We start from the raw sequence: 20178 nt of genomic DNA on the forward strand, positions 1-20178 counted from the left end.
CGGCGGCAACATTGTATGATCGCGCCATGGCATCCGTTCCTTCGCGAAACAGACCCGGCAAGAAGCGCCTCAGCGTCGCGTTCCTGCTCGCCGACCGCTTCACGCTTTCCGCCTTCGCCAATTTCGTGGACGTGTTGCGGCTCGCCGCCGACGAGGCCGATCGCTCGCGCCCGATCAATTGCGAATGGACGGTTCTCTCCGCCGACATGAACCCGGTTCGGTCGAGCTGCGGGGTCAAGGTCCAGCCCGAGACCCGCCTGCACAATGCCGGAGAGTACGATTACATCGTCGTGGTCGGTGGTCTCATTCAGGAGGCGCGCGGTCTTTCACCCGAATGCATCGCCTTCCTCCGGTCCGCGGCGCGCAAGGGCGTACCGCTGGTGGGCCTGTGCACCGGCGTCTTCCTGCTCCACGAAGCCGGCCTGCTCGACGGCTATCGCTGCTGCGTTAGCTGGTTTCACCATGACGACTTCCTGGAGCGGTTCGATACCGCCCACCCCGTCTCGGACCAGATCTTCGTCGTCGACCGGGACCGGCTGACCTGCTCGGGCGGACACAGCGCCGCGCATCTGGCTGCATGGCTGGTGGAAAAGCATGTCGGCCGTGTCGCCGCGACGAAGAGCCTGAGCATCATGATCATCGATGAAGCCATGGCCGGGGACAAACCCCAGCCGGGCTTTCGAGGCGACCTGACGGGGCGAGACCCTGTGGTGCGAAAAGCGCTTATCCGGATCAGGCAGAACCTCGAGAATCCGGAGACGGTCGAGGACCTGGCGCGTGGGCTGGGGGTGAGCAGGCGACAACTCGAGCGCCGGTTCCAGGCCGACCTGAACCTCTCACCTTCACGGGCGGAGCTTCGGCTGCGCCTCGACGCCGCACGCCGGATGCTGGAGGCCACCGGGCGGACGGTGACGCAGATCGCGCATGCCACCGGCTTTTGCGATGCGTCGCATCTCATCAACACCTTCAGGGCCGAACTGGGCCTCACGCCATCCGAATACCGGCGGGCGAATTTGCAGGCGGCCGTCTCCGCGCAGCCGCGTGCTGCAGGGGTTCTCGTTCCGGAGCGTTGACGCGTCATTTGAACATCTTGCGTCGCTCCGCAGTCACTTGTGCGTTCATCCGACTGCTACTCTCCTGCATCCGAAAAGGCTTGAGCCAGTGTGGGAGGCCGCATGGTTTCGTCCGCGCCGCAGGAGGTAGGAGGGCGCATACTGATCGCGGAGCGCAATCCCCTCGTCATTGCGGCACTACGCGGGCTTTTCGCCGAAAACGCCCGCTTTTCCATAGCCGACACGGCGCGGACGTCGACCGAGCTCTGCCAAAAGCTCTCCCTGGTAGAAGCGGATTGCGTGCTCCTGAGCTGGCAGCTCGAGGATGCCGAAGCACCCGACGTGCTCGCCGATCTCAGCCGGCTCGGGCTCGACCCCCGGATCGTGCTTTTCGCCGACACCAGCGATCCTTCGGTGATCAATGAGACCATTCGGCTGGGCGTCAACGGCCTCTGCTACCAGTTCGAGGACCCTGAAATCCTCTTCGCGACACTGACCGCGGTCATGAAGGGCCGAATCTGCATTCCCTACACCGCGATTTCGAAGATTTCGAGCACGCCCTTCCAGCAGCTGACGTCGCGCGAGACCGAACTGCTGGGCATGCTCTCAAACGGTTGGTCGAACACCCAGATCGCCAGCCGCACCGGAATCTCCGAAAATACGGTGAAGTACCATCTGAAGAATCTCTACGACAAGCTCGGTGTACGCAATCGCGCCATGGCCGTCGCTCTCTACACCCGGGAGTGCCGGCGCAAGCCGGATCGACTACCCGCCGGGTAGTCGGAACCTACCCACACCTTCGAAGGTCCTACCCGCCCGGGCCGCGATATTGCTGCCCGTTCGGCATTCTTTTCTGCCCGGGCGAGTGTTGTGGCGAAATGGCCCGATGGGCAGCCTGAACATAGCAATCCAGTCCGCCGGCCGACCCGGGCTTCGGACGCCGCATGCAAGTGGAGGACCTATGGCAGGCTACGATCATCTCTTCATTCCCGGCCCCACCAACATACCCGAGCAGGTCCGCCAGGCGATGGACCTGCCGATGGAAGACATGCGCTCCCCGCGCTATCCGGAACTGACGCTGCCGCTCTTCGCCGACCTCAAAACGGTCTTCAGGAACCGGAACGGCCGCGTCTTCATCTATCCCTCGTCGGGCACCGGGGCCTGGGAAGCGGCGATGACCAATGTGCTCTCGCCCGGCGATCGTGTGCTGATGAGCCGCTTCGGCCAGTTCTCGCATCTTTGGGTCGACATGGCCGAGCGTCTCGGCTTCGAAGTCGATTGCCTCGATGTGGAATGGGGCACGGGCGTGCCGGTCGAGCTCTATGCCGAACGTCTCGCCGCCGACGCGGCGCACAGGATCAAGGCGGTCTTCGTCACCCACAACGAAACCGCGACCGGCGTGACCTCCGACGTCGCCGCGGTCCGCGCGGCACTCGACGCCTGCGGCCATCCGGCCCTGCTCTTCGTCGACGGCGTCTCCTCGATCGGCTCGATCGACTTCCGCCAGGACGAGTGGGGCGTCGACTGTGCCGTCTCCGGCTCGCAGAAGGGTTTCATGCTGCCCGCCGGGCTCGGCTTCCTGTCGGTCAGCCAGAAGGCGCTCGATGCTGCCAGGACCGCGCGCCACATGCGCTGCTACTTCGCCTTCGAGGACATGATCAAGGCCAACGACACGGGATACTTCCCCTACACCCCGCCGACGCAGCTGCTGCGCGGCCTGCGCGCCTCGCTGGACCTGATCTTCGAGGAAGGGCTCGAGAATATCTTCGCCCGCCACCGCCACCTTGCGGACGGCGTCCGCGCCGCGGTCTCCGCCTGGGGCCTGAGGCTCTGCGCGACCGAGCCGAAGTGGCATTCCGACACCGTCTCGGCGATCCGCCTGCCCGAGGGCGTCGACGGCGTGGAAGTCATCAGGCACGCCTATCGCGCCTACAACACCTCGCTCGGCAGCGGGCTCTCCAAGGTGGCGGGCAAGGTGTTCCGCATCGGCCATCTCGGCTCGCTCGACGAGGTCATGGTGCTTGGCGCGCTCGGTGCGGTCGAGCTCACGCTGCTCGATTGCGGCGTGAAGATCGAGCCGGGCTCGGGCGTGGCGGCCGCGATCAACCAGTTCCGCTCCGCCGCCGCGATGACGACCGCCAAGGCGGCCTGAAAAGACGAAGGGAGGAATCGGTGAGCCACACGATCAACCATCTGCGCCGGCTCAGGTTGCAGCGCAGCGAGCTCGCCGTGCCGGGCTCGAATCCCGAGATGATCGAGAAGGCGGCCACTTCGGATGCCGACTACGTCTTTCTCGACATCGAGGATGCGGTCGCGCCGCCGGACAAGGAGCGTGCCCGCGCCAACATCGTCCAGGCGCTCAACCAGATAGACTGGCGCGGGCGCGGCAAGACGATCTCGGTCCGCATCAACGGGCTGGACACCCACTACATGTATCGCGACGTCGTCGACCTCATGGAGCAGGCCGGCGACCGGATCGACACGCTGCTGGTGCCGAAGGTCGGCGTGCCCGCCGACCTCTACATGGTCGAGGCCATGGTCAACCAGATCGAGACCGCCCGGGGCTACAAGTCCCGCGTCGGTCTCGAGGCGCTGATCGAGACGGCGCTCGGCATGGCCAATGTCGAGGCCATCGCCGCCTTCGGCGGGAGGCTGGAGGCGATGCATTTCGGCGTCGCCGACTATGCGGCGAGCCTCAAGGCCCGCACCGTCAACATTGGCGGCCTCAACCCCGATTATCCCGGCGACCAGTGGCATTTCGGCCTGTCGCGCATGACGGTTGCCTGCCGCGCCTATGGCCTGCGCGCCATCGACGGTCCGTTCGGTGACTTCTCCGATCCGGACGGCTACAGGGCAGCCGCTCGCCGCGCCGCGGCGCTTGGCATCGAGGGCAAGTGGGCCATCCATCCGAGCCAGATCGCTCTTGCGAACGACATCTTCTCCCCGCCCGAGAAGGAGGTCGAGCGCGCCCGCCGCATCATCAAAGCGCTGAAGGTCGCCGAGAGCAAGGGCAAGGGTGCGGCCTCGCTCGACGGCAAGATGATCGACGCCGCATCCGAGCGCATGGCGCGCAACGTGCTCGCCACCCACGAAGCCATCACCGCCGGCTGCTGAGGGAGGAGAAGATGGACGTTCATGAATACCAGGCCAAGGAACTCCTGTCGCGCTACCAGATCCACATCCCGCGCGGCGGGCTGGCCTACAGCCCGGAGCAGGCGGCCTATCGCGCAAGCGAAATCGGCGGCGACCGCTGGGTCGTGAAGGCACAAATACATTCAGGGGCGCGCGGCAAGGCGGGCGGCATCAAGCTCTGCTCGTCGGACCACGAGATCGTCGAAGCCGCCGACACCATGCTCGGCCGCCGGTTGGCGACACACCAGACCGGTCCGCAAGGCAAGCTGGTCAGCCGCCTCTATATCGAGGAGGCGATGGACATCGAGCGCGAGATCTATGTCGGCTTCGTGCTCGACCGCAAATCCGAGCGCGTCATGATCGTCGCCTCGTCCTCGGGCGGCATGGAGATCGAGGAAATCGCCGAGGCCGAGCCGGACTCGATCATCCGCGCGACCGTCGATCCCGGCGTCGGCATGCAGGACTTCCAGGCGCGCGAGATCGCCTTCGGGCTCGGTCTCGACAATGTCCTGATCGGCCGCGCCACGCAGACGCTGCTCGGCTGCTATCGCGCCTTCGTCGACTATGATGCCTCGATGCTGGAGATCAATCCACTGGTCGTGACCCGCGGTGGCGATCTCGTGGCGCTCGACGCAAAGATGAGCTTCGACGAGAACGCGCTGTTCCGCCGCCCCCACATCTCCGAGATGCGCGACAAGAGCCAGGAGGATCCGCGCGAGACCTTCGCCTCCGACCGTGGCCTCTCCTATGTCGGCCTCGACGGCAACATCGGCTGCATCATCAACGGCGCCGGGCTCGCCATGGCGACCATGGACATGATCAAGATCGCCGGCGGCGAGCCGGCGAACTTCCTCGACATCGGCGGCGGCGCTTCGCCCGAGCGCGTGGCCAAGTCCTTCCGCGCCGTGCTGCGCGACAGGAATGTCGAGACGATCCTCGTCAACATCTTCGCCGGAATCAACCGTTGCGACTGGGTTGCCGAGGGCGTGATCAAGGCGCTGAGGGAGGTCGGCGTGCCGGTTCCTCTGGTCGTGCGCCTCTCCGGCACGAACATGGGGGAAGGTCGGCGCATCCTCGCCGAGTCCGGCGAGAACATCATCATCGCCGAAACGCTGGCCGAGGCCGCCGACAAGGCCGTCGCTGCCTGGCGTTCCCACACCTCCAGCAAGGCTGCCTGAGGGAGGCCCACGCCATGTCCATTCTCCTCGACAAGAACACCCGGGTCATCGTGCAGGGCTTCACCGGCAAGATCGGCAGCTTCCACGCCGAGGACATGAAGCGCTACGGCACCAACGTGGTCGGCGGCGTCACTCCCGGCAAGGGCGGCCAGACCCATCTCGGCATGCCCGTCTTCAACACGGTGAAGGGCGCCGTGCAGGAAACCGGTGCCGAAGCGTCGATCGTCTTCGTGCCGCCGCCCTTCGCGGCCGACTCGATCATGGAGGCGGCCGACGCCGGCATCCGGCTCTGCGTCTGCATCACCGACGGCATTCCCTCCCAGGACATGATCAGGGTCAAGCGATACATGAGGCGCTACCGCTTCGAGGATCGCATGACCCTGATCGGGCCGAACTGCGCGGGAATGATCACGCCGGGCGAGGCGCTGATGGGCATCATGCCGGGCTCGATCTACCTTCCGGGCCGCATCGGCATAGTCGGTCGCTCGGGCACGCTGGGCTATGAAGCCGCGAGCCAGATGAAGGCGCTGGGCATCGGCGTGTCGACCTCGGTCGGCATCGGCGGCGACCCGGTCAACGGGTCGTCCTTCAGGGACATGCTGGAACTCTTCGAGAAGGACCCGAACACCGACGCGGTGCTGATGATCGGCGAGATCGGCGGCCCGCAGGAGGCCGAAGCCGCGCTCTGGGCGCGCGACAACATGAAGAAGCCGCTGATCGCCTATATCGCCGGCCTGTCCGCTCCCAAGGGAAGACGCATGGGCCATGCCGGCGCGATCATCTCCGCGTTCGGGGAATCGGCGCAGGAAAAGGTCGAGATACTCAAGGGCGCCGGCGTCACCATTGTGCCGACGCCGTCCTCATTCGGCGAGACGGTGGCGGACGTGCTGTCGGTCATGAGCAGGGCCGCCTGATGGCAACGCCCCGCATACTCGTGACCCGGCGCTGGCCGCAAGAGGTGGAGCGCGTGCTCGCCGCCCGCTTCGACGCCACACTGAACGAGAGCGATCGGCCGCTGACGGAAGCGGAATTGGCCGCGGCGTTGAAGGACTTCGACGCCGTTCTGCCGACGGTGAGCGACCAGCTGCCGGCCGCGGTCTTCGACCAGAAAGGCATTCGCACGAAGATACTCGGCAATTTCGGCGTCGGCTTCAATCACATCGACGTCTCCGCCGCCAGGGCGGCCGGTGTGGCGGTCACCAACACGCCGGGCGTGCTGACCGACTGCACCGCCGACATCGCCCTGACCCTGATGCTGATGGTCGCCCGCCGCGCCGGGGAGGGCGAGCGGCAGCTTCGCGCCGGTGAGTGGCAGGGCTGGCGCCCAACCCACATGCTGGGCAGCGCTCTCGGCGGCAAGACGCTCGGCATCATCGGCATGGGGCGGATCGGCAAGGCCACCGCGCGGCGCGCCCATTTCGGCTTCGGCATGGCGATCGTCTTCTACAACCGCTCGACGGTCGACGATGAGGAAACGCGCGCCATGAAGGCGCGTCAGCTGACCTTGATCGACGAGGTGATGGGGGCGAGCGATTTCATCTCGCTGCATTGCCCCGGCGGCGCGGAGAACCGGCACCTGATCGATGCGCAGCGCCTCGGGCTGATGAAGCCGGGCGGGTTTCTGATCAACACCGCGCGTGGCGACGTCGTCGACACAGAGGCCCTCGTCGAGGCACTGAGGTCGCGGTCGATCGCCGGCGCCGGGCTCGACGTCTACGAAGGCGAGCCGTCGATCCCCGCAGGCCTTACGGATATCGAGAATGTCGTGCTTCTTCCGCATCTCGGCAGCGCGACGGCCGAGACGCGGAGGGCCATGGGCATGAAGGTGGTCGACAACGTCACTGCCTTCTTCGACGGCCGCGATCCTCCCGACAGGGTCGCATGAGCCGAGATACCGGAGCCGTTCCTTGCCGATCAAGAAGCTACTTGTCGCCAATCGATCCGAGATTGCGATCCGTGTTTTCCGGGCTGCGAACGAGCTGGGCATCCAGACGGTGGCGATCTGGGCGGAGGAGGACAAATATTCGCTGCACAGGTTCAAGGCGGACGAGTCCTACCAGATCGGCCGCGGCCCGCATCTGCGGAAGGAGATGGGGCCGATCGAGAGCTATCTGTCGATTGACGAGGTGATCCGGGTGGCGCGGCTGGCCGGCGCCGACGCGATCCATCCGGGCTACGGCCTGTTGTCGGAAAGCCCCGAGTTCGCCGAGGCCTGCGCGGAGAACGGCATCACCTTCATCGGGCCCAGCCCCGAGACCATGCGCCGGCTGGGCAACAAGGTGGCGGCGCGCAAGCTGGCGATCGAGATCGGCGTGCCGGTAGTGCCGGCGACCGAGCCGCTGCCGGACGACATGGGCGCGGTGAAGAGGATGGCGGCCGCGATCGGCTATCCGGTGATGCTGAAGGCGTCGTGGGGCGGCGGCGGGCGCGGCATGCGGGCGATCCGTGCCGAGGCCGACCTGGCGCGCGAGGTGACGGAAGCCAAGCGCGAGGCCAAGGCCGCCTTCGGCAAGGACGAGGTCTATCTGGAGAAGCTGGTCGAACGCGCGCGTCACGTCGAGGTGCAGGTGCTCGGCGACCGCCACGGCAATTGCGTGCACCTCTTCGAGCGCGACTGCTCGATCCAGCGCCGCAACCAGAAGGTCGTCGAGCGCGCGCCGGCGCCCTATCTCGAAGACGCCCGCCGCGCCGAGCTCTGCGGCCATGCGCTGAAGATCGCCAAGGCAACGAGCTATGTCGGCGCCGGCACGGTCGAGTTCCTGCAGGATGCCGACACCGGAAAATTCTACTTCATCGAGGTCAATCCGCGCATCCAGGTCGAGCACACCGTCACCGAGGAGGTGACCGGCATCGACATCGTCAAGGCGCAGATCCATATCCTCGACAGCGCCGCCATCGGCACGCCGGAGGCCGGCGTGCCCGCTCAAGATCACATCCGCCTCAACGGCCACGCGCTGCAGTGCCGCATCACCACCGAGGACCCGGAGCAGAACTTCATCCCCGACTATGGCCGCATCACCGCCTATCGCGGCGCGACCGGCTTCGGCATCCGCCTCGACGGCGGCACCGCCTATTCGGGTGCGGTGATCACGCGCTTCTACGATCCGCTGCTGGAGAAGGTGACGGCCTGGGCGCCGACCGCCGAGGAAGCGCGGCTCAGGATGGACCGGGCGCTGCGCGAGTTCCGCATCCGCGGCGTGGCGACGAACCTCACCTTCCTGGAAGCGATCATCGGCCACCGGGCCTTCCGCGACAATTCCTATACGACCCGCTTCATCGACACGACGCCCGAGCTCTCCACCCAGGTGAAGCGCCGCGACCGCGCGACCAAGCTCCTGAACTACGTCGCCGACGTCACCGTTAACGGCCACCCGGAGACGCGCGGCCGGCCGAAGCCGGCGGCGGAGGCGGCAGCGCCCGTCGTTCCCTTCGTCGGCGGCGAGGCGCCGCAGGGCAGCAAGCAGCGCCTCGACCGGCTGGGGGCGGAGAAGTTCGCCCAATGGATGCGGGCCGAGAAGCGCGTGCTGGTCACCGACACGACCATGCGCGACGGCCACCAGTCGCTGCTCGCCACGCGCATGCGCAGCTTCGACATCGCGCGCGTGGCGGGCGCCTATGCCCGCGCCCTGCCGCAGCTGCTGTCGCTCGAATGCTGGGGCGGCGCCACCTTCGACGTCGCCATGCGCTTCCTGACCGAGGACCCCTGGGAGCGGCTCGACCTGATCCGCAAGGGCGCGCCCAACCTGCTCCTGCAGATGCTGCTGAGGGGCGCCAACGGCGTCGGCTACACCAACTATCCCGACAATGTGGTCAGGCACTTCGTCAAGCAGGCGGCCGCCGGCGGCATCGACCTCTTCCGCGTCTTCGATTGCCTGAACTGGGTCGAGAACATGCGCGTCGCCATGGACGCGGTCCGCGCCGAGGGCAGGCTCTGCGAGGCGGCGATGTGCTACACGGGCGACATCCTCGACCCGGCGCGGGCCAAGTACGACCTCAAATACTATGTCGCGCTGGCCAGCGAGCTGGAGGCCGCCGGCGCCCACATCATCGCCGTCAAGGACATGGCCGGGCTCCTGAAGCCCGCCGCGGCGAAGGTGCTGTTCAAGGCGCCGCGCGAGGCGACCGACCTGCCGATCCATTTCCACACGCACGACACCTCGGGCATCGCGACGGCGACGGTGCTGGCGGCGGTGGAGAGCGGCGTCGACGCGGTCGATGCGGCGATGGACGCGCTGTCGGGCAACACCTCGCAGCCCTGCCTCGGCTCGATCGTCGAGGCGCTCAAGGGCAGCGAGCGCGATCCCGGCCTCGACCCGGCCTGGATCAGGCGGCTTTCCTTCTACTGGGAGGCGGTGCGCAACCAGTATGCCGCCTTCGAGAGCGACCTGAAGGGACCGGCCTCGGAAGTCTATCTGCACGAGATGCCGGGCGGCCAGTTCACCAATCTGAAGGAGCAGGCGCGCTCGCTGGGGCTGGAGACGCGCTGGCACGAGGTGGCGCAGGCCTATCACGACGTCAATTTGATGTTCGGAGACATCGTCAAGGTGACGCCGTCCTCCAAGGTGGTCGGCGACATGGCGCTGATGATGGTCTCCCAGGAGCTGACCGTCGCCGATGTCGAGAACCCGGGCCGGGACATCGCCTTTCCCGACTCGGTCGTCTCCATGCTGCGCGGCGATCTCGGCCAGTCGCCCGGCGGCTGGCCGGCGGGACTGCAGAAGAAGGCGCTGAAGGGCGAGACGCCGATCACGGCACGTCCCGGCTCGCTGCTTGCCGATGCCGACCTTTCGGCGGCGCGCGCGCAGGCCGAGGAGAAGGCCGGCCGCGGCCTCTCGGAGCTCGAGTTCGCCTCGGCGCTGATGTATCCGAAGGTCTTTGCCGACTTCGCCGCCGCCCAGGAGACCTACGGGCCGGTCAGCGTGCTGCCGACGCCGACCTATTTCTACGGCATGGCGCCGGAGGAGGAGATCTTCGTCGACATCGAGAAGGGCAAGACGCTGGTGATCCGCTGCCTCGCCGTCGGCGACACCGACGAGAAGGGCATGGTCACCGTCTTCTTCGAGCTTAACGGCCAGCCGCGCCGCGTCAAGGTGCCCGACCGCGCCCACGGCGCCGCCAACGGCAAGGCCCGCCGCAAGGCCGAGCCCGGCAACGAGGCCCATGTCGGCGCGCCGATGCCGGGCGTCGTCTCCACCCTCGCCGTCGCCCCCGGCCAGCCGGTCAAGGCCGGCGACGTGCTGCTCTCCATCGAAGCCATGAAAATGGAGACCGCCCTCCACGCCGAACGCGACGGCGCCATCGCAGAAGTCCTCGTCCGCGCCGGCGACCAGATCGACGCAAAGGACCTGCTCGTCGTCTATGCGTAATGCGCTTCTTTGCTGGCGTCGCGGCCTGCCGATCCTGCCCATCCGGGGCGAGGCCGGCCGGCCGCGTGTGACCGCTCCTACGGGCAGTCGGATTCGGCACTTGACTTCGCGAAAAAAAGATACATACTGACCTGTATCTTCTTGTAGCGGGCCGGCGAGATGACGCGAAGGCGGACACAGGACGAGCGCAGTGCGGAGACGCGGCGGCTTCTGCATGAAGCGACGATCGCCTCCCTTCTCGAAGTTGGGTATGCCAATACCAGCACTCCCGGCATCGTGCAGCGGGCCGGCGTTTCGCGTGGCGCGCAGACCCATCACTATCCGGGCAAGATCGACCTGATCGTGGCCGCGACCGAAGCCATGTTCGACGGCTTTGCCGGCGATGTCGAGAAACTTGCCGCCGGCTTGCGCCGCGGGGACTACGATCTCGACTCCTTCGTCGACAGACTCTGGTCGGAGCTGTTAAATGGAACCTGGTTCTATGCGTCGCTGGAAATCATCGTCGCGGCGCGCGGCGACGAGAATCTTCGCCTGCGGCTGGCGCCATTGATTCTCGATCTGCATGGCCGTTTCGAAGCTGCCTGGGAGGCGACTTTCGTGGCCGCGGATGCCCAGTCGGTTTCGTCGCGCGTGGCGATGAATCTCGTGATGAACGTGTTTCGCGGCATGGCCGTTCAGGCCGTGCTGCGCAAGGAGACGCATTACTATGCCGAGATGGTGCAGGCCGTCAAAAGCATACTGCGTTCTCATGTGACCGCCGTCACCAAGATGGTCGCGTGATCCAAGAAAGTCGCGCGTCCCAATAAAAAACAGATCGACCTGTTTGTAACAAGGGGAAATGACATGAAAGTCACACTGAAGAAACTTGGGCTGCTCGCAGCCGTCGCATTCCTTGCCGCCGGTCCGGCCCTTGCCGGAGAAACGACGGGCATTACCGATGACAGCATCAAGATCGGCGTCATGGGGCCGTTCAGCGGCAACGCGTCCTCCTACAGCAAGGCCGAAATCGGCCTGATGGCATTCTACAACATGATCAACGAAGAAGGCGGGATCAACGGCCGCAAGCTGGTGGCGATCCAGGAGGATACCGCCTGCGATCCGGCGAAGGCGCTCGCCGCCGCCAAGAAGCTGATCCATCAGGACCAGGTTTTCATGCTGCACGGCAATTCGTGCAGCGGCGCCGCCGTCTCGATCAAGCCGGACATCGTCGATGCGGGATTGCCCTGGATCGTCGCACATGCCGTCAGCGATACGATCTCGACGCCTCCGACCAGGAACATTTTCCATGGCGTGCCGACCGGCGACACCAACGGCGAGGCCATGGCCGCCTTCGTGCTCTCCAAACCCGGCGCCCAGAAGATCGCCATAGTCGAGCATTCGAACGACTGGGCGCACTCCTACACCAACCCGGCCCGTGCCTATCTCAAGGCGCATGGCGTCGAGCCGGTTCTCGAACTCGTGATGGAGCGCGGCCAGACCGACGCGACCGCGCAGGTTCTGCAACTGCGCCAGGCGCAGCCCGACTTCATCATCGGCGCGCTTTACGAGGCCGAGACCGCCATCTTCCTGCGCGACATGAAGAAGTACGGCCTCGAAACGCCCGTCATGGGAACCGCCGGCACCGACCTGGAGAACACGCTGAAGCGCGTGGGCGACCTCGATACGGTCAAGAACTACTTCGTGCTCCATCCCTATGTCGACAACCTCGACGGACCGCGCATGAAGAAGTGGGCGGACATGATCCACAAGTATTACCCGGACGAGGAACTGACGAACTTCTCCTACATCTCGATCGGCTCCGGGATCGCCCTGGTCGAGGCCCTGAAGGCGGTCGGCCAGGATCTGACGCGGTCGAAGCTCATCGACGCGCTCGACAACATCGAGAGCCTCGACACCGGCATCCTCTCTGCTCCCGTCACCTGGTCGGCCGACGAGCGCCGGGGTGTGAAGGGGTCTGCCGTCGCGGGCTTCGTCGACGGCAAGCCGACCGTCCTGAAGGCCTGGGCGACCGCGTACGAATAAGGCCGGTGCGGGGCCGGAGCGATCCGGCCCCGGCTCCCGTCCGTCAGCCACCTATCCAGCAAGGGCACGGGCCCATGTTCCTGCAGCTTACCCTCAGCGGCGCGTCACAGGGTGCGATCTATGCTCTGATCGCCCTGTCACTCACCGTCGTCTATCGCTCGACGACCATCGTCAATTTCGGCCACGGCGACTTCGTCATGGCCGGCGCGTTCCTCGCATACATGCTCGTCATAGGTGTCGGCGTCGCTTTCCTGCCGGCGAGCGTCCTGGCCATTGTCGCGATGTTCGCGCTCGGCCTGTGCTTCAGCCGCGGTCTCATCCGGCCGATCAAGGGTGGACCGCATATCGGCCTGGCGCTGATGAGCATCTCGTTCGGTTTCATGCTGAGAGGGATCGCGAGAACCGTCTGGGGCCGAGAGGTTCTGCCCATGCCGCGCGTCTTCGACATCGATCCGATCTTCATCGGCTCGGTGGTGATCACCGGAGACGCGCTCTTCACGATCGGCATCGTCGCCGTGCTGCTCGCCGCCTTCTTCGCCCTGCTGCAGTTCACCGACATCGGCAAGATGGTGCAGGCAGTCTATCAGTCCGAGCGCGGGGCGCGCCTCATCGGCATCAATGTCGGCCGCTTCCATGATTTCAGCTGGGGCATCGGCGCCGCGCTCGGGGCCGTCGCCGGCGTGCTCATCGCGCCGATCTCCTTCCTTCACCCGGACCTTGGCGCGAGCTTCCTCATCAAGGGATTCGCGGCCATGACGCTCGGCGGCTTCGGTTCGCTGGGCGGAGCGGTTGTCGGCGGCTTGCTGCTCGGCGTCGCGGAGCAATATTCCGGCGCCTATCTCGACACCGCCCTCATCGACATCACGGCCTACCTCCTGATCGTCGTCGTCCTGATCGCGCGACCGCGTGGCCTCTTCGGCCGCAAGGTCGTGGTGAAAGTCTGAGGTTGACCATCATGCAGGCGTCCTCGATCACCATGTCCAAGCGCAGGCGGATATTCTGGCTGGTCCCGCTCGCCGCTCTTGCGGTTCCGCTCTTCACCAACCCGTATACGCAGTTCATCGCCAATGGCATGCTCGTCTACACGCTGGTCACGCTCGGCTTTTCGGTCGTCATCGGCAATCTGGGCCAGCTTGCCTTCGCCAACACCGCGTTCTTCGGCATCGGCGCCTATGTGTCGGCCATAGCGGGCAGCGCGCTCGGGTTTCCCTGGCTCGTCACGGTGCCGCTGGCCGGCTTGGCGGGCGCGGCCGGCGGTTTTCTAGCATCCGCGGCCGCCCTGCGTGGCATCCGGCTCTACTACCTCGCCATCGTCACCATGGCATTCGGCGAACTGATGCGCTGGTTCTACACCCACGCGAGCGCCGTCACCGGCGGCACCGACGGCCTGCCGGTTTCCCGGCAGCATGATTTCGGGATCGCGCTCACGTCGGACACGGTCCAGTTCTACATCTTTCTCGCCATCACCTGCCTGCTCGTCGCCGGAACCGTCAACCTGCTGCGTTCGCGCATCGGTCGGGCGATCATCGCTGTCCGTGAAAATGAAATCGCCACGGCGTCTCTCGGCATTCCGACATCGAAGATCATCGTGACCGCCTTCATGTGGTCAGGTTTCGTCGTCGGTGTCGCGGGATCGATGTTTGCCCTCCACACGGGCCGCGTCTTTCCCGAATCCTTCGGCCTGACCCAGTTGATCATCAACTTCGCCATGGTGCTCGTCGGCGGACTGGGGTCGGTCGCTGGCGCGGTGCTCGGCGCCGTCGCATTGACCGCCCTGCCGGAATACGTGCGCGCCTTCCCCGGAATGGAAGAGATATTCTTCGGTGTCATCGTGATGGCAGTGCTGCTGGTGATGCCCAAGGGGCTCGCGAGCCTGCTTGCCCGTTTTTCGCCCCTCTTCCAGCAACGCTATCACAGGGATTGAGGCCGATGGCATCCTTGCTCGAAGTCCAGGGTCTCGGTGTCCGTTTCTCCGGCCTGAAGGCACTGGATGACGTCTCGTTCCGACTGGAGGCTGGACAGGTACGCGCCGTCATCGGCCCCAACGGCGCCGGAAAGACGACGCTGTTCAACGCCATTTCCGGCTATGTGCGCCCGACGACCGGCTCGGTCCTGCTGAACGGCGTCGAGATCGCCCGCAATTCCCCGCACCATATCGCGGAGAAGGGGCTGCGCCGCACCTTCCAGAACGGCGGTCTGTTTCCCGCGCTGACCGTGCTGGAAAACGTCATGACCGGCCTCCATCCCCAGACTGGGGGCTCGTTCATCGATATCCTGCTTGGCCGCAGGAAGGCGATCGAAGCCGAGATCGAAGCACGCGAGAGAGCGCGTGAACTGCTCAAGCTGATGAGCATGGATCACATGGCCGAAACGCCCGCGGGCGATCTTTCGGGCGGTCAGCAGCGGATCGTCGAGATCGTCCGCACCGTTGCCTGCGAGCCGCCCGTCCTGCTTCTCGACGAGCCTGCGGTCGGACTTTCGCCCGTTGCCCGGCAACAGATGATGGACATCATCAAGCGTCTTTCCGGGGAAAAAGGCGTGGGCATTCTCCTCATCGAGCACGCCGTCGAACTGGTCATGGCCGCAGCCGATCGCATCCTCGTCATGGCAGCCGGCGTGCGCATTGCCGAAGGCACGCCGGAAGAAATTCGCTCGGACAAGGCGGTTTTGGAGGCCTATCTCGGTCATGGATGACATCCTGCTTGCGATCACCGACCTGCATGTGAGCTATGGCAAGAAGGCCATTCTGCGAGGCGCGACCTATGACGTGCGCAAGGGCGAATGCCTGACGCTGCTCGGCGCCAACGGTTCCGGCAAGTCGACCTCGATGAACGCGATCTGCGGCTTCGTCAAACCGGTCTCCGGCTCGGTCAAGCTGAACGGCATGGAACTCGCCGGTCAGGATCCGCACGTCATCTTCACCCAAGGCATCGCCCAGGTTTCGCAGGCCCGGGATCTGTTTCCCGACCTCTCGGTCGAAGATAACCTCCGCCTCGGCGCCATGCAGCGCGGCAGGGCGGGCGCATTGCAGAAGCTTTCGCGCATCTACGAGCGATTCCCGCGTCTGGCAGAGCGACGTCGGCAGGCAACCCGCACGCTCTCTGGCGGCGAGCAGCAGATGGTGGCAATCGGCCGGGCGCTGATGTCCGATCCGCTGCTCCTGCTTCTCGACGAGCCCTCGGGCGGACTTTCCCCTCAGTTCTGCGAGGAGGTTGCCCGCATCGTCGATGCCCTCAAGGCCGACGGCGTGACGATGCTGATGGTCGAGCAGAACCTCAACCTGGCCTTCCGGACCGCCGATCGTTTCATCGTGCTTCGCGACGGACAGGTAGTCGACGGCGGCGACGTCGCCGCCATGGCGGGCGATCACGATGCGATCGTCCGCAACATCTATCTCTGAGAACAAAAGGAAAAGTCGCATGAGCACAGGCGGTTTGCACCAAGACCTGGTCGTCTTCGATGGATTGATCATTTCCAAATGGGGCGAAGAGGTCTTCGACGCCATGCGTCTCGGCGGCCTGACGGGCGCCAACTGCACCTGTTCCGTCTGGGAAAACTTCCGCGACACGATGCTGAACATCGGCGAATGGAACAGGATGTTCGCAAAATACCCCGACCGGCTGGTCAAGGCCCGCACGGCCGACGACATCCGTCAGGCGAAGAAGGATGGCAAGACGGCGATCGTCCTCGGTTTCCAGAACACCTCGGCTTTCGAGGATCGTCTGGAGTTCGTCGAGATATTCAAGCAGCAGGGCGTCGGCATCGTGCAGATGACCTACAATACCCAGAATCTCGTCGGATGTGGATGCTACGAATCCCGTGACAGCGGCCTTTCCGATTTCGGTCATGACGTGGTTGCCGAGATGAACCGTGTCGGCATGCTCTGCGACCTGAGCCATGTCGGGCCCAACACCTCGCGCGACGTGATCCTCGCTTCGAAAAAGCCCGTCGCCTACAGCCACTGCCTGCCGAGCGGCCTGAAGCAACATCCGCGCAACAAGTCTGACGATCAGCTCCGCTTCATTGCCGATCACGAAGGCTTCGTCGGCGTGACGATGTTCCCGCCCTTCCTGAGCCGTGGCAATGACTCGACCATCGATGACTATGTCGAGGCGATCGACTACGTCATCAACCTCGTCGGTGAAGACCAGGTGGGCTTCGGGACGGACTTCACAATGGGCTATGGCACGCCGTTCTTCGAATACCTCAACCGGGACAAGGGTGACGGCCGCCAGCTGACCGAGTTCTGGAAAGTCGACTTCCCAGACGGCCTCGGCTCGATTGCCGATTATCCGAACCTGACGGCGGCCATGGAGCGCGCCGGTTGGTCGCAATCCCGCATCCGCAAGGTCATGGGCGAAAACTGGCTCGGTCTTCTCGACCGCGTCCTTTGACGGCTCGTCCGGCGAAGGACGCGGAGCCGGCGGTTTTGCGAGGTCCCGGCAGTCTGGACAAAGGAATGGGGGGCGCGGGCCCGACCCGCGCCCCCTTTGGCCTGCGATATCAGGCCGCCTGAGGCAGGGCGCGCTCGTCGCGCAGGCAGACCCAGGCCGCATACGTCATCAGCACGAGCAGCAGGGCGAAGGGGAAGCCGGTCGCGATCGCACCCGCCTGAAGGGCGGCGAGGCCGCCGCCGAGCAAAAGGACGATCGCCACCAGACCTTCGAAGATCGCCCAGAACACGCGCTGCGCTACGGGCGCGTCCACCTTGCCGCCGGCGGTGATGGTATCGATCACCAGCGATCCGGAGTCGGAGGAGGTGACGAAGAAGACCACCACCAGCACGATGCCGATCAGCGATGTGATTCCGGCCAGCGGCAGCGCCTGCAGCATGCGGAAAAGCGACAGTTCAGGCACGTAGTCGACCACGGTCTGCTGCACGCCCGTATAACCATCGGCGAGGAACTGGCTCAGTGCCGTGCCGCCGAATGTCGTCATCCACAGGATGGAGACGAGCGTCGGGATGATCAGCACGCAGGTGATGAACTCGCGCACCGTGCGGCCGCGCGAGACGCGGGCGATGAACATTCCGACAAAGGGCGACCAGGAAATCCACCAGGCCCAGTAGAAGGTCGTCCAGCCATGCAGGAATCCGTCATCCTCGCGGCCGATCCAATTCGAGAGCGCGGGCAACTCCTTCACATAGTACCAGGTGTTCTGGAAGAAGCCGGTGATGATCGCCGTCGTCGGCCCGAGCACGATGACGAACAGAAGCAGCAGCACGGCGAGCAACATGTTCAGCTCCGAAAGCCGCTTCACACCGGCATCGAGACCCGCCACCACCGAGGCAAGAGCCAGGCCGGTGATGACCATGATGAGGATGACCTTCATCGTGTCGGTGTTGGGCACGCCGTAGAGATCGTTGAGGCCGGCAAGCGCCTGCGAGGCGCCGAAGCCGAGCGAGGTAGCAAGGCCGAACAAGGTGGCAAACACCGCCATGATGTCGATGACGTGGCCGATCCAGCCGCGCACCCGATCGCCGAAGATCGGATAGAAGGCCGAACGTATCGAGAGCGGCAGCCCCTTGTTGTAGGCGGCAAGCGATAGCGAAAGCGCGACGATCGCGTACATCGCCCAGGGATGCAGCCCCCAATGGAAGATCGTTGCTGCCATTCCGGTCGCGCGCGCGGTCTCGATCACCGCCGGATCCGAGACGAGCTGGCCGTCGACGAGCGGCGGCGTGATGCCGAGCGGCGGATTGTTGAAATGGTACATCGGCTCCAGGACGCCGAAGAACATCAGGCCGATACCCATGCCGGCCGCAAACAGCATGGCGAACCATCCGGCATAAGAGTAGTCGGGCCTGGCGTCCGCGCCTCCGATACGCACCTTGCCCAGCGGCGAGAAGACGAGCGCGATGCAGAAGAGCACGAACAGATTGGCGGAGAGCATGAAGACCCAGTCGAAGGCCGATGTAAGCCAGCTGCGCAGGCCGCCAAGCACGGCGCCTGCCGAGTCCCTGAAAATCAAAGTGACGATGACAAAAGCGACGATGGTGACCGCCGAAACGAAGAAGACCGGATTGTGCACGTCGAGGCCGAGCACCTGGATGTTGTCTTGACCGGGCTCGAGCCCGTGATCCTCGAACACGACTGCATTCGCATGACTGTCCGGCATGGAGTCCTCCCTTTGTTTGACTGCCCCCCGTGAGTGATGCGTCTTGGGATGGTTTCTGTGTTCCCCGCAGAGCAACGTGACGCAATCAGCGCGACGCACTCCGCCTGATCGCGACTCGGACGGGATGAAATGCGACCTTTCGCTCAATCTCACAGGAGACTCAGGATGTGGGCTCCGGAGCTTTCGGGCAAAGCTCCTGCTCGCCGGCATGGGGGACAAGCTCTGCAGCCCACGCATCGTTCGGCGCCCAGTTTGACGCGGAGCACTGCCGCAGTGTCTGCGCATCAAATTGGCTGGTTCCGTCGCAAACTTTCCGTCAAGATCATCTGGGGCATGAAGGCTCCTCCACTGGAGGAGGGTTTTCATGTTCAAGGGTCGCCATTTCGACCGGTCGGTGATCTCGCTGTGTGTCCGCTGGTACCTGGCCTACAATCTCAGCCTGCGCGATCTGGAAGAGATGCTTGCGGAGCGCGGTATCGGCGTCGACCATTCGACGATCCACCGCTGGGTCGTTCACTTTGCGCCAATGCTGCTGGAATGCTTCAACCGCCGGAAGCGCGCCGTCACCGGCAAGTGGCACATCGATGAGACCTACATCAAGGTCCGTGGTCGCTGGATGTATCTTTACCGCGCCATCGACAGCGTCGGCGACACGGTCGAATTCTTCTTCAGCGAGGACCGTGACCTGCAGGCTGCAAAACGCTTCATCCGCAAGGCCCTGAAGCGCCATGGGCGTCCGGAACGCATTATCATTGACGGCAGCCAGACGAACCGCGAGGCAATCATTGCCTGCGACGGTGAGAGCCGGCTGCGGGAGCGATCGCAACGGCCACTGAAGCCGATACGCATCCGGCAAAGCCAATACATGAACAACCGGATCGAGCAGGACCATCGGCGTATCAAGCGCCGGATCCGCCCGATGCTCGGCTTCAAATCGGCCGCCAGCGCAGCGACGATATTGTCCGGCATCGAAATGGTTCACATGATGCGCAAACGTCAGGCGAGGTATGCCTATGATCCGGCCCCATCGCTTGCCAAGCAGTTCAGCATTCTCGCTGCCTGAGGACACAAAGGGGCTTTCCCGCGTTTCCGATTCGAGTTTGCGACGGAACCGGGTGAACCTGCTCGTCAATCGACCATCGACGGCGGCGCCAGTTCCAAAGGCCTGCCTATGGCGGCGCGCCGATGCCAATACGCCAGAGTCGAGCGGCACTAGACTGATGGCGATCGGGAGTCTGACCCAGGTTGCGCTCCCCTCAGTAGGGGGCGCCGCGCCGCACGATCCCGGCTCCGGCATTTCCGCGGGTGCGA

Annotated in this window: 17 protein-coding genes; 16 read left to right on the forward strand and 1 reads right to left on the reverse strand. The window is 64.9% G+C overall.

The features are described from left to right. The first annotated feature begins 26 nt into the window (after positions 1-26). From JN280_RS38155 to JN280_RS38225, 15 genes are all read left to right on the forward strand, one after another. A complete protein-coding gene (locus tag JN280_RS38155) occupies positions 27-1073 on the forward strand; it encodes a GlxA family transcriptional regulator (RefSeq protein ID WP_202309337.1) in 1047 nt (348 codons plus the stop codon). Positions 1074-1175: 102 nt separating this feature from the next. Beyond that, on the forward strand, positions 1176-1832 hold the full coding sequence (locus JN280_RS38160; protein WP_202309338.1) for a response regulator transcription factor: 657 nt from the start codon (positions 1176-1178) through the stop codon (positions 1830-1832). A gap of 181 nt (positions 1833-2013) precedes the next feature. Beyond that, on the forward strand, positions 2014-3204 hold the full coding sequence (locus tag JN280_RS38165; protein WP_202309339.1) for an aminotransferase class V-fold PLP-dependent enzyme: 1191 nt from the start codon (positions 2014-2016) through the stop codon (positions 3202-3204). A 20-nt stretch (positions 3205-3224) separates the two neighbouring features. Beyond that, positions 3225-4166, forward strand: coding sequence for an HpcH/HpaI aldolase/citrate lyase family protein (locus JN280_RS38170; protein WP_202309340.1), 942 nt, complete (start codon positions 3225-3227; stop codon positions 4164-4166). Between the two features lie 11 nt (positions 4167-4177). Next, entirely contained in the window at positions 4178-5362 is a 1185-nt protein-coding gene (locus JN280_RS38175; RefSeq protein ID WP_202309341.1) for a malate--CoA ligase subunit beta, read from the forward strand. A gap of 14 nt (positions 5363-5376) precedes the next feature. Then, positions 5377-6276 (forward strand): succinate--CoA ligase subunit alpha, encoded by a 900-nt coding sequence (gene sucD, locus JN280_RS38180; protein WP_202309342.1) that lies wholly within the window; start codon positions 5377-5379, stop codon positions 6274-6276. Continuing rightward, positions 6276-7247: a 2-hydroxyacid dehydrogenase gene (locus tag JN280_RS38185; protein WP_202309343.1), complete on the forward strand. Its 972-nt coding sequence runs from the start codon at positions 6276-6278 to the stop codon at positions 7245-7247. Before sucD ends, JN280_RS38185 begins: the two co-directional genes overlap by 1 nt. Before the next feature lie 22 nt (positions 7248-7269). Further along, the gene (gene pyc, locus JN280_RS38190) at positions 7270-10728 is read left to right on the forward strand and encodes a pyruvate carboxylase (RefSeq protein ID WP_202309344.1); all 3459 of its coding nucleotides are present in this window, start codon (positions 7270-7272) and stop codon (positions 10726-10728) included. 159 nt (positions 10729-10887) lie between these two features. Beyond that, entirely contained in the window at positions 10888-11508 is a 621-nt protein-coding gene (locus JN280_RS38195; protein WP_202309345.1) for a TetR/AcrR family transcriptional regulator, read from the forward strand. 63 nt (positions 11509-11571) lie between these two features. Continuing rightward, positions 11572-12750 (forward strand): ABC transporter substrate-binding protein, encoded by a 1179-nt coding sequence (locus JN280_RS38200; RefSeq protein ID WP_202309346.1) that lies wholly within the window; start codon positions 11572-11574, stop codon positions 12748-12750. Between the two features lie 74 nt (positions 12751-12824). Further along, a complete protein-coding gene (locus JN280_RS38205) occupies positions 12825-13694 on the forward strand; it encodes a branched-chain amino acid ABC transporter permease (protein WP_202309347.1) in 870 nt (289 codons plus the stop codon). Positions 13695-13705: 11 nt separating this feature from the next. Further along, a complete protein-coding gene (locus JN280_RS38210) occupies positions 13706-14674 on the forward strand; it encodes a branched-chain amino acid ABC transporter permease (protein ID WP_244743706.1) in 969 nt (322 codons plus the stop codon). A gap of 5 nt (positions 14675-14679) precedes the next feature. Beyond that, positions 14680-15444, forward strand: coding sequence for an ABC transporter ATP-binding protein (locus tag JN280_RS38215; protein WP_202315314.1), 765 nt, complete (start codon positions 14680-14682; stop codon positions 15442-15444). Further along, positions 15437-16150, forward strand: coding sequence for an ABC transporter ATP-binding protein (locus JN280_RS38220; protein ID WP_202309349.1), 714 nt, complete (start codon positions 15437-15439; stop codon positions 16148-16150). The genes JN280_RS38215 and JN280_RS38220 overlap by 8 nt, the downstream gene beginning before the upstream one ends. Before the next feature lie 19 nt (positions 16151-16169). Then, positions 16170-17144 (forward strand): dipeptidase, encoded by a 975-nt coding sequence (locus JN280_RS38225; RefSeq protein ID WP_202309350.1) that lies wholly within the window; start codon positions 16170-16172, stop codon positions 17142-17144. A gap of 109 nt (positions 17145-17253) precedes the next feature. Here JN280_RS38225 and JN280_RS38230 read toward each other — a convergent pair whose 3' ends face one another. Next, the gene (locus JN280_RS38230) at positions 17254-18867 is read right to left on the reverse strand and encodes a BCCT family transporter (protein ID WP_202309351.1); all 1614 of its coding nucleotides are present in this window, start codon (positions 18865-18867) and stop codon (positions 17254-17256) included. A gap of 364 nt (positions 18868-19231) precedes the next feature. Between JN280_RS38230 and JN280_RS38235 the strand changes: the two genes are divergently transcribed. Beyond that, positions 19232-19930 (forward strand): IS6 family transposase, encoded by a 699-nt coding sequence (locus JN280_RS38235; protein WP_202309352.1) that lies wholly within the window; start codon positions 19232-19234, stop codon positions 19928-19930. The last annotated feature ends 248 nt before the right edge of the window (positions 19931-20178 follow it).

The organism is Mesorhizobium sp. L-8-10, from assembly GCF_016756635.1.
Classification (GTDB): domain Bacteria; phylum Pseudomonadota; class Alphaproteobacteria; order Rhizobiales; family Rhizobiaceae.

Excerpts from the sequence above, each read along its gene's own strand:
- JN280_RS38215 (WP_202315314.1), top strand. The coding sequence starts at position 14,680 with ATGGCATCCTTGCTCGAAGTCCAGGGTCTCGGTGTCCGTTTCTCCGGC.
- JN280_RS38200 (WP_202309346.1), top strand. The coding sequence starts at position 11,572 with ATGAAAGTCACACTGAAGAAACTTGGGCTGCTCGCAGCCGTCGCATTC.
- JN280_RS38210 (WP_244743706.1), top strand. The coding sequence starts at position 13,706 with ATGCAGGCGTCCTCGATCACCATGTCCAAGCGCAGGCGGATATTCTGG.
- JN280_RS38165 (WP_202309339.1), top strand. The coding sequence starts at position 2,014 with ATGGCAGGCTACGATCATCTCTTCATTCCCGGCCCCACCAACATACCC.
- JN280_RS38175 (WP_202309341.1), top strand. The coding sequence starts at position 4,178 with ATGGACGTTCATGAATACCAGGCCAAGGAACTCCTGTCGCGCTACCAG.
- JN280_RS38225 (WP_202309350.1), top strand. The coding sequence starts at position 16,170 with ATGAGCACAGGCGGTTTGCACCAAGACCTGGTCGTCTTCGATGGATTG.
- JN280_RS38220 (WP_202309349.1), top strand. The coding sequence starts at position 15,437 with ATGGATGACATCCTGCTTGCGATCACCGACCTGCATGTGAGCTATGGC.
- JN280_RS38195 (WP_202309345.1), top strand. The coding sequence starts at position 10,888 with ATGACGCGAAGGCGGACACAGGACGAGCGCAGTGCGGAGACGCGGCGG.
- sucD (WP_202309342.1), top strand. The coding sequence starts at position 5,377 with ATGTCCATTCTCCTCGACAAGAACACCCGGGTCATCGTGCAGGGCTTC.
- JN280_RS38155 (WP_202309337.1), top strand. The coding sequence starts at position 27 with ATGGCATCCGTTCCTTCGCGAAACAGACCCGGCAAGAAGCGCCTCAGC.
- JN280_RS38185 (WP_202309343.1), top strand. The coding sequence starts at position 6,276 with ATGGCAACGCCCCGCATACTCGTGACCCGGCGCTGGCCGCAAGAGGTG.
- JN280_RS38160 (WP_202309338.1), top strand. The coding sequence starts at position 1,176 with ATGGTTTCGTCCGCGCCGCAGGAGGTAGGAGGGCGCATACTGATCGCG.
- JN280_RS38235 (WP_202309352.1), top strand. The coding sequence starts at position 19,232 with ATGTTCAAGGGTCGCCATTTCGACCGGTCGGTGATCTCGCTGTGTGTC.
- JN280_RS38230 (WP_202309351.1), bottom strand. The coding sequence starts at position 18,867 with ATGCCGGACAGTCATGCGAATGCAGTCGTGTTCGAGGATCACGGGCTC.
- JN280_RS38205 (WP_202309347.1), top strand. The coding sequence starts at position 12,825 with ATGTTCCTGCAGCTTACCCTCAGCGGCGCGTCACAGGGTGCGATCTAT.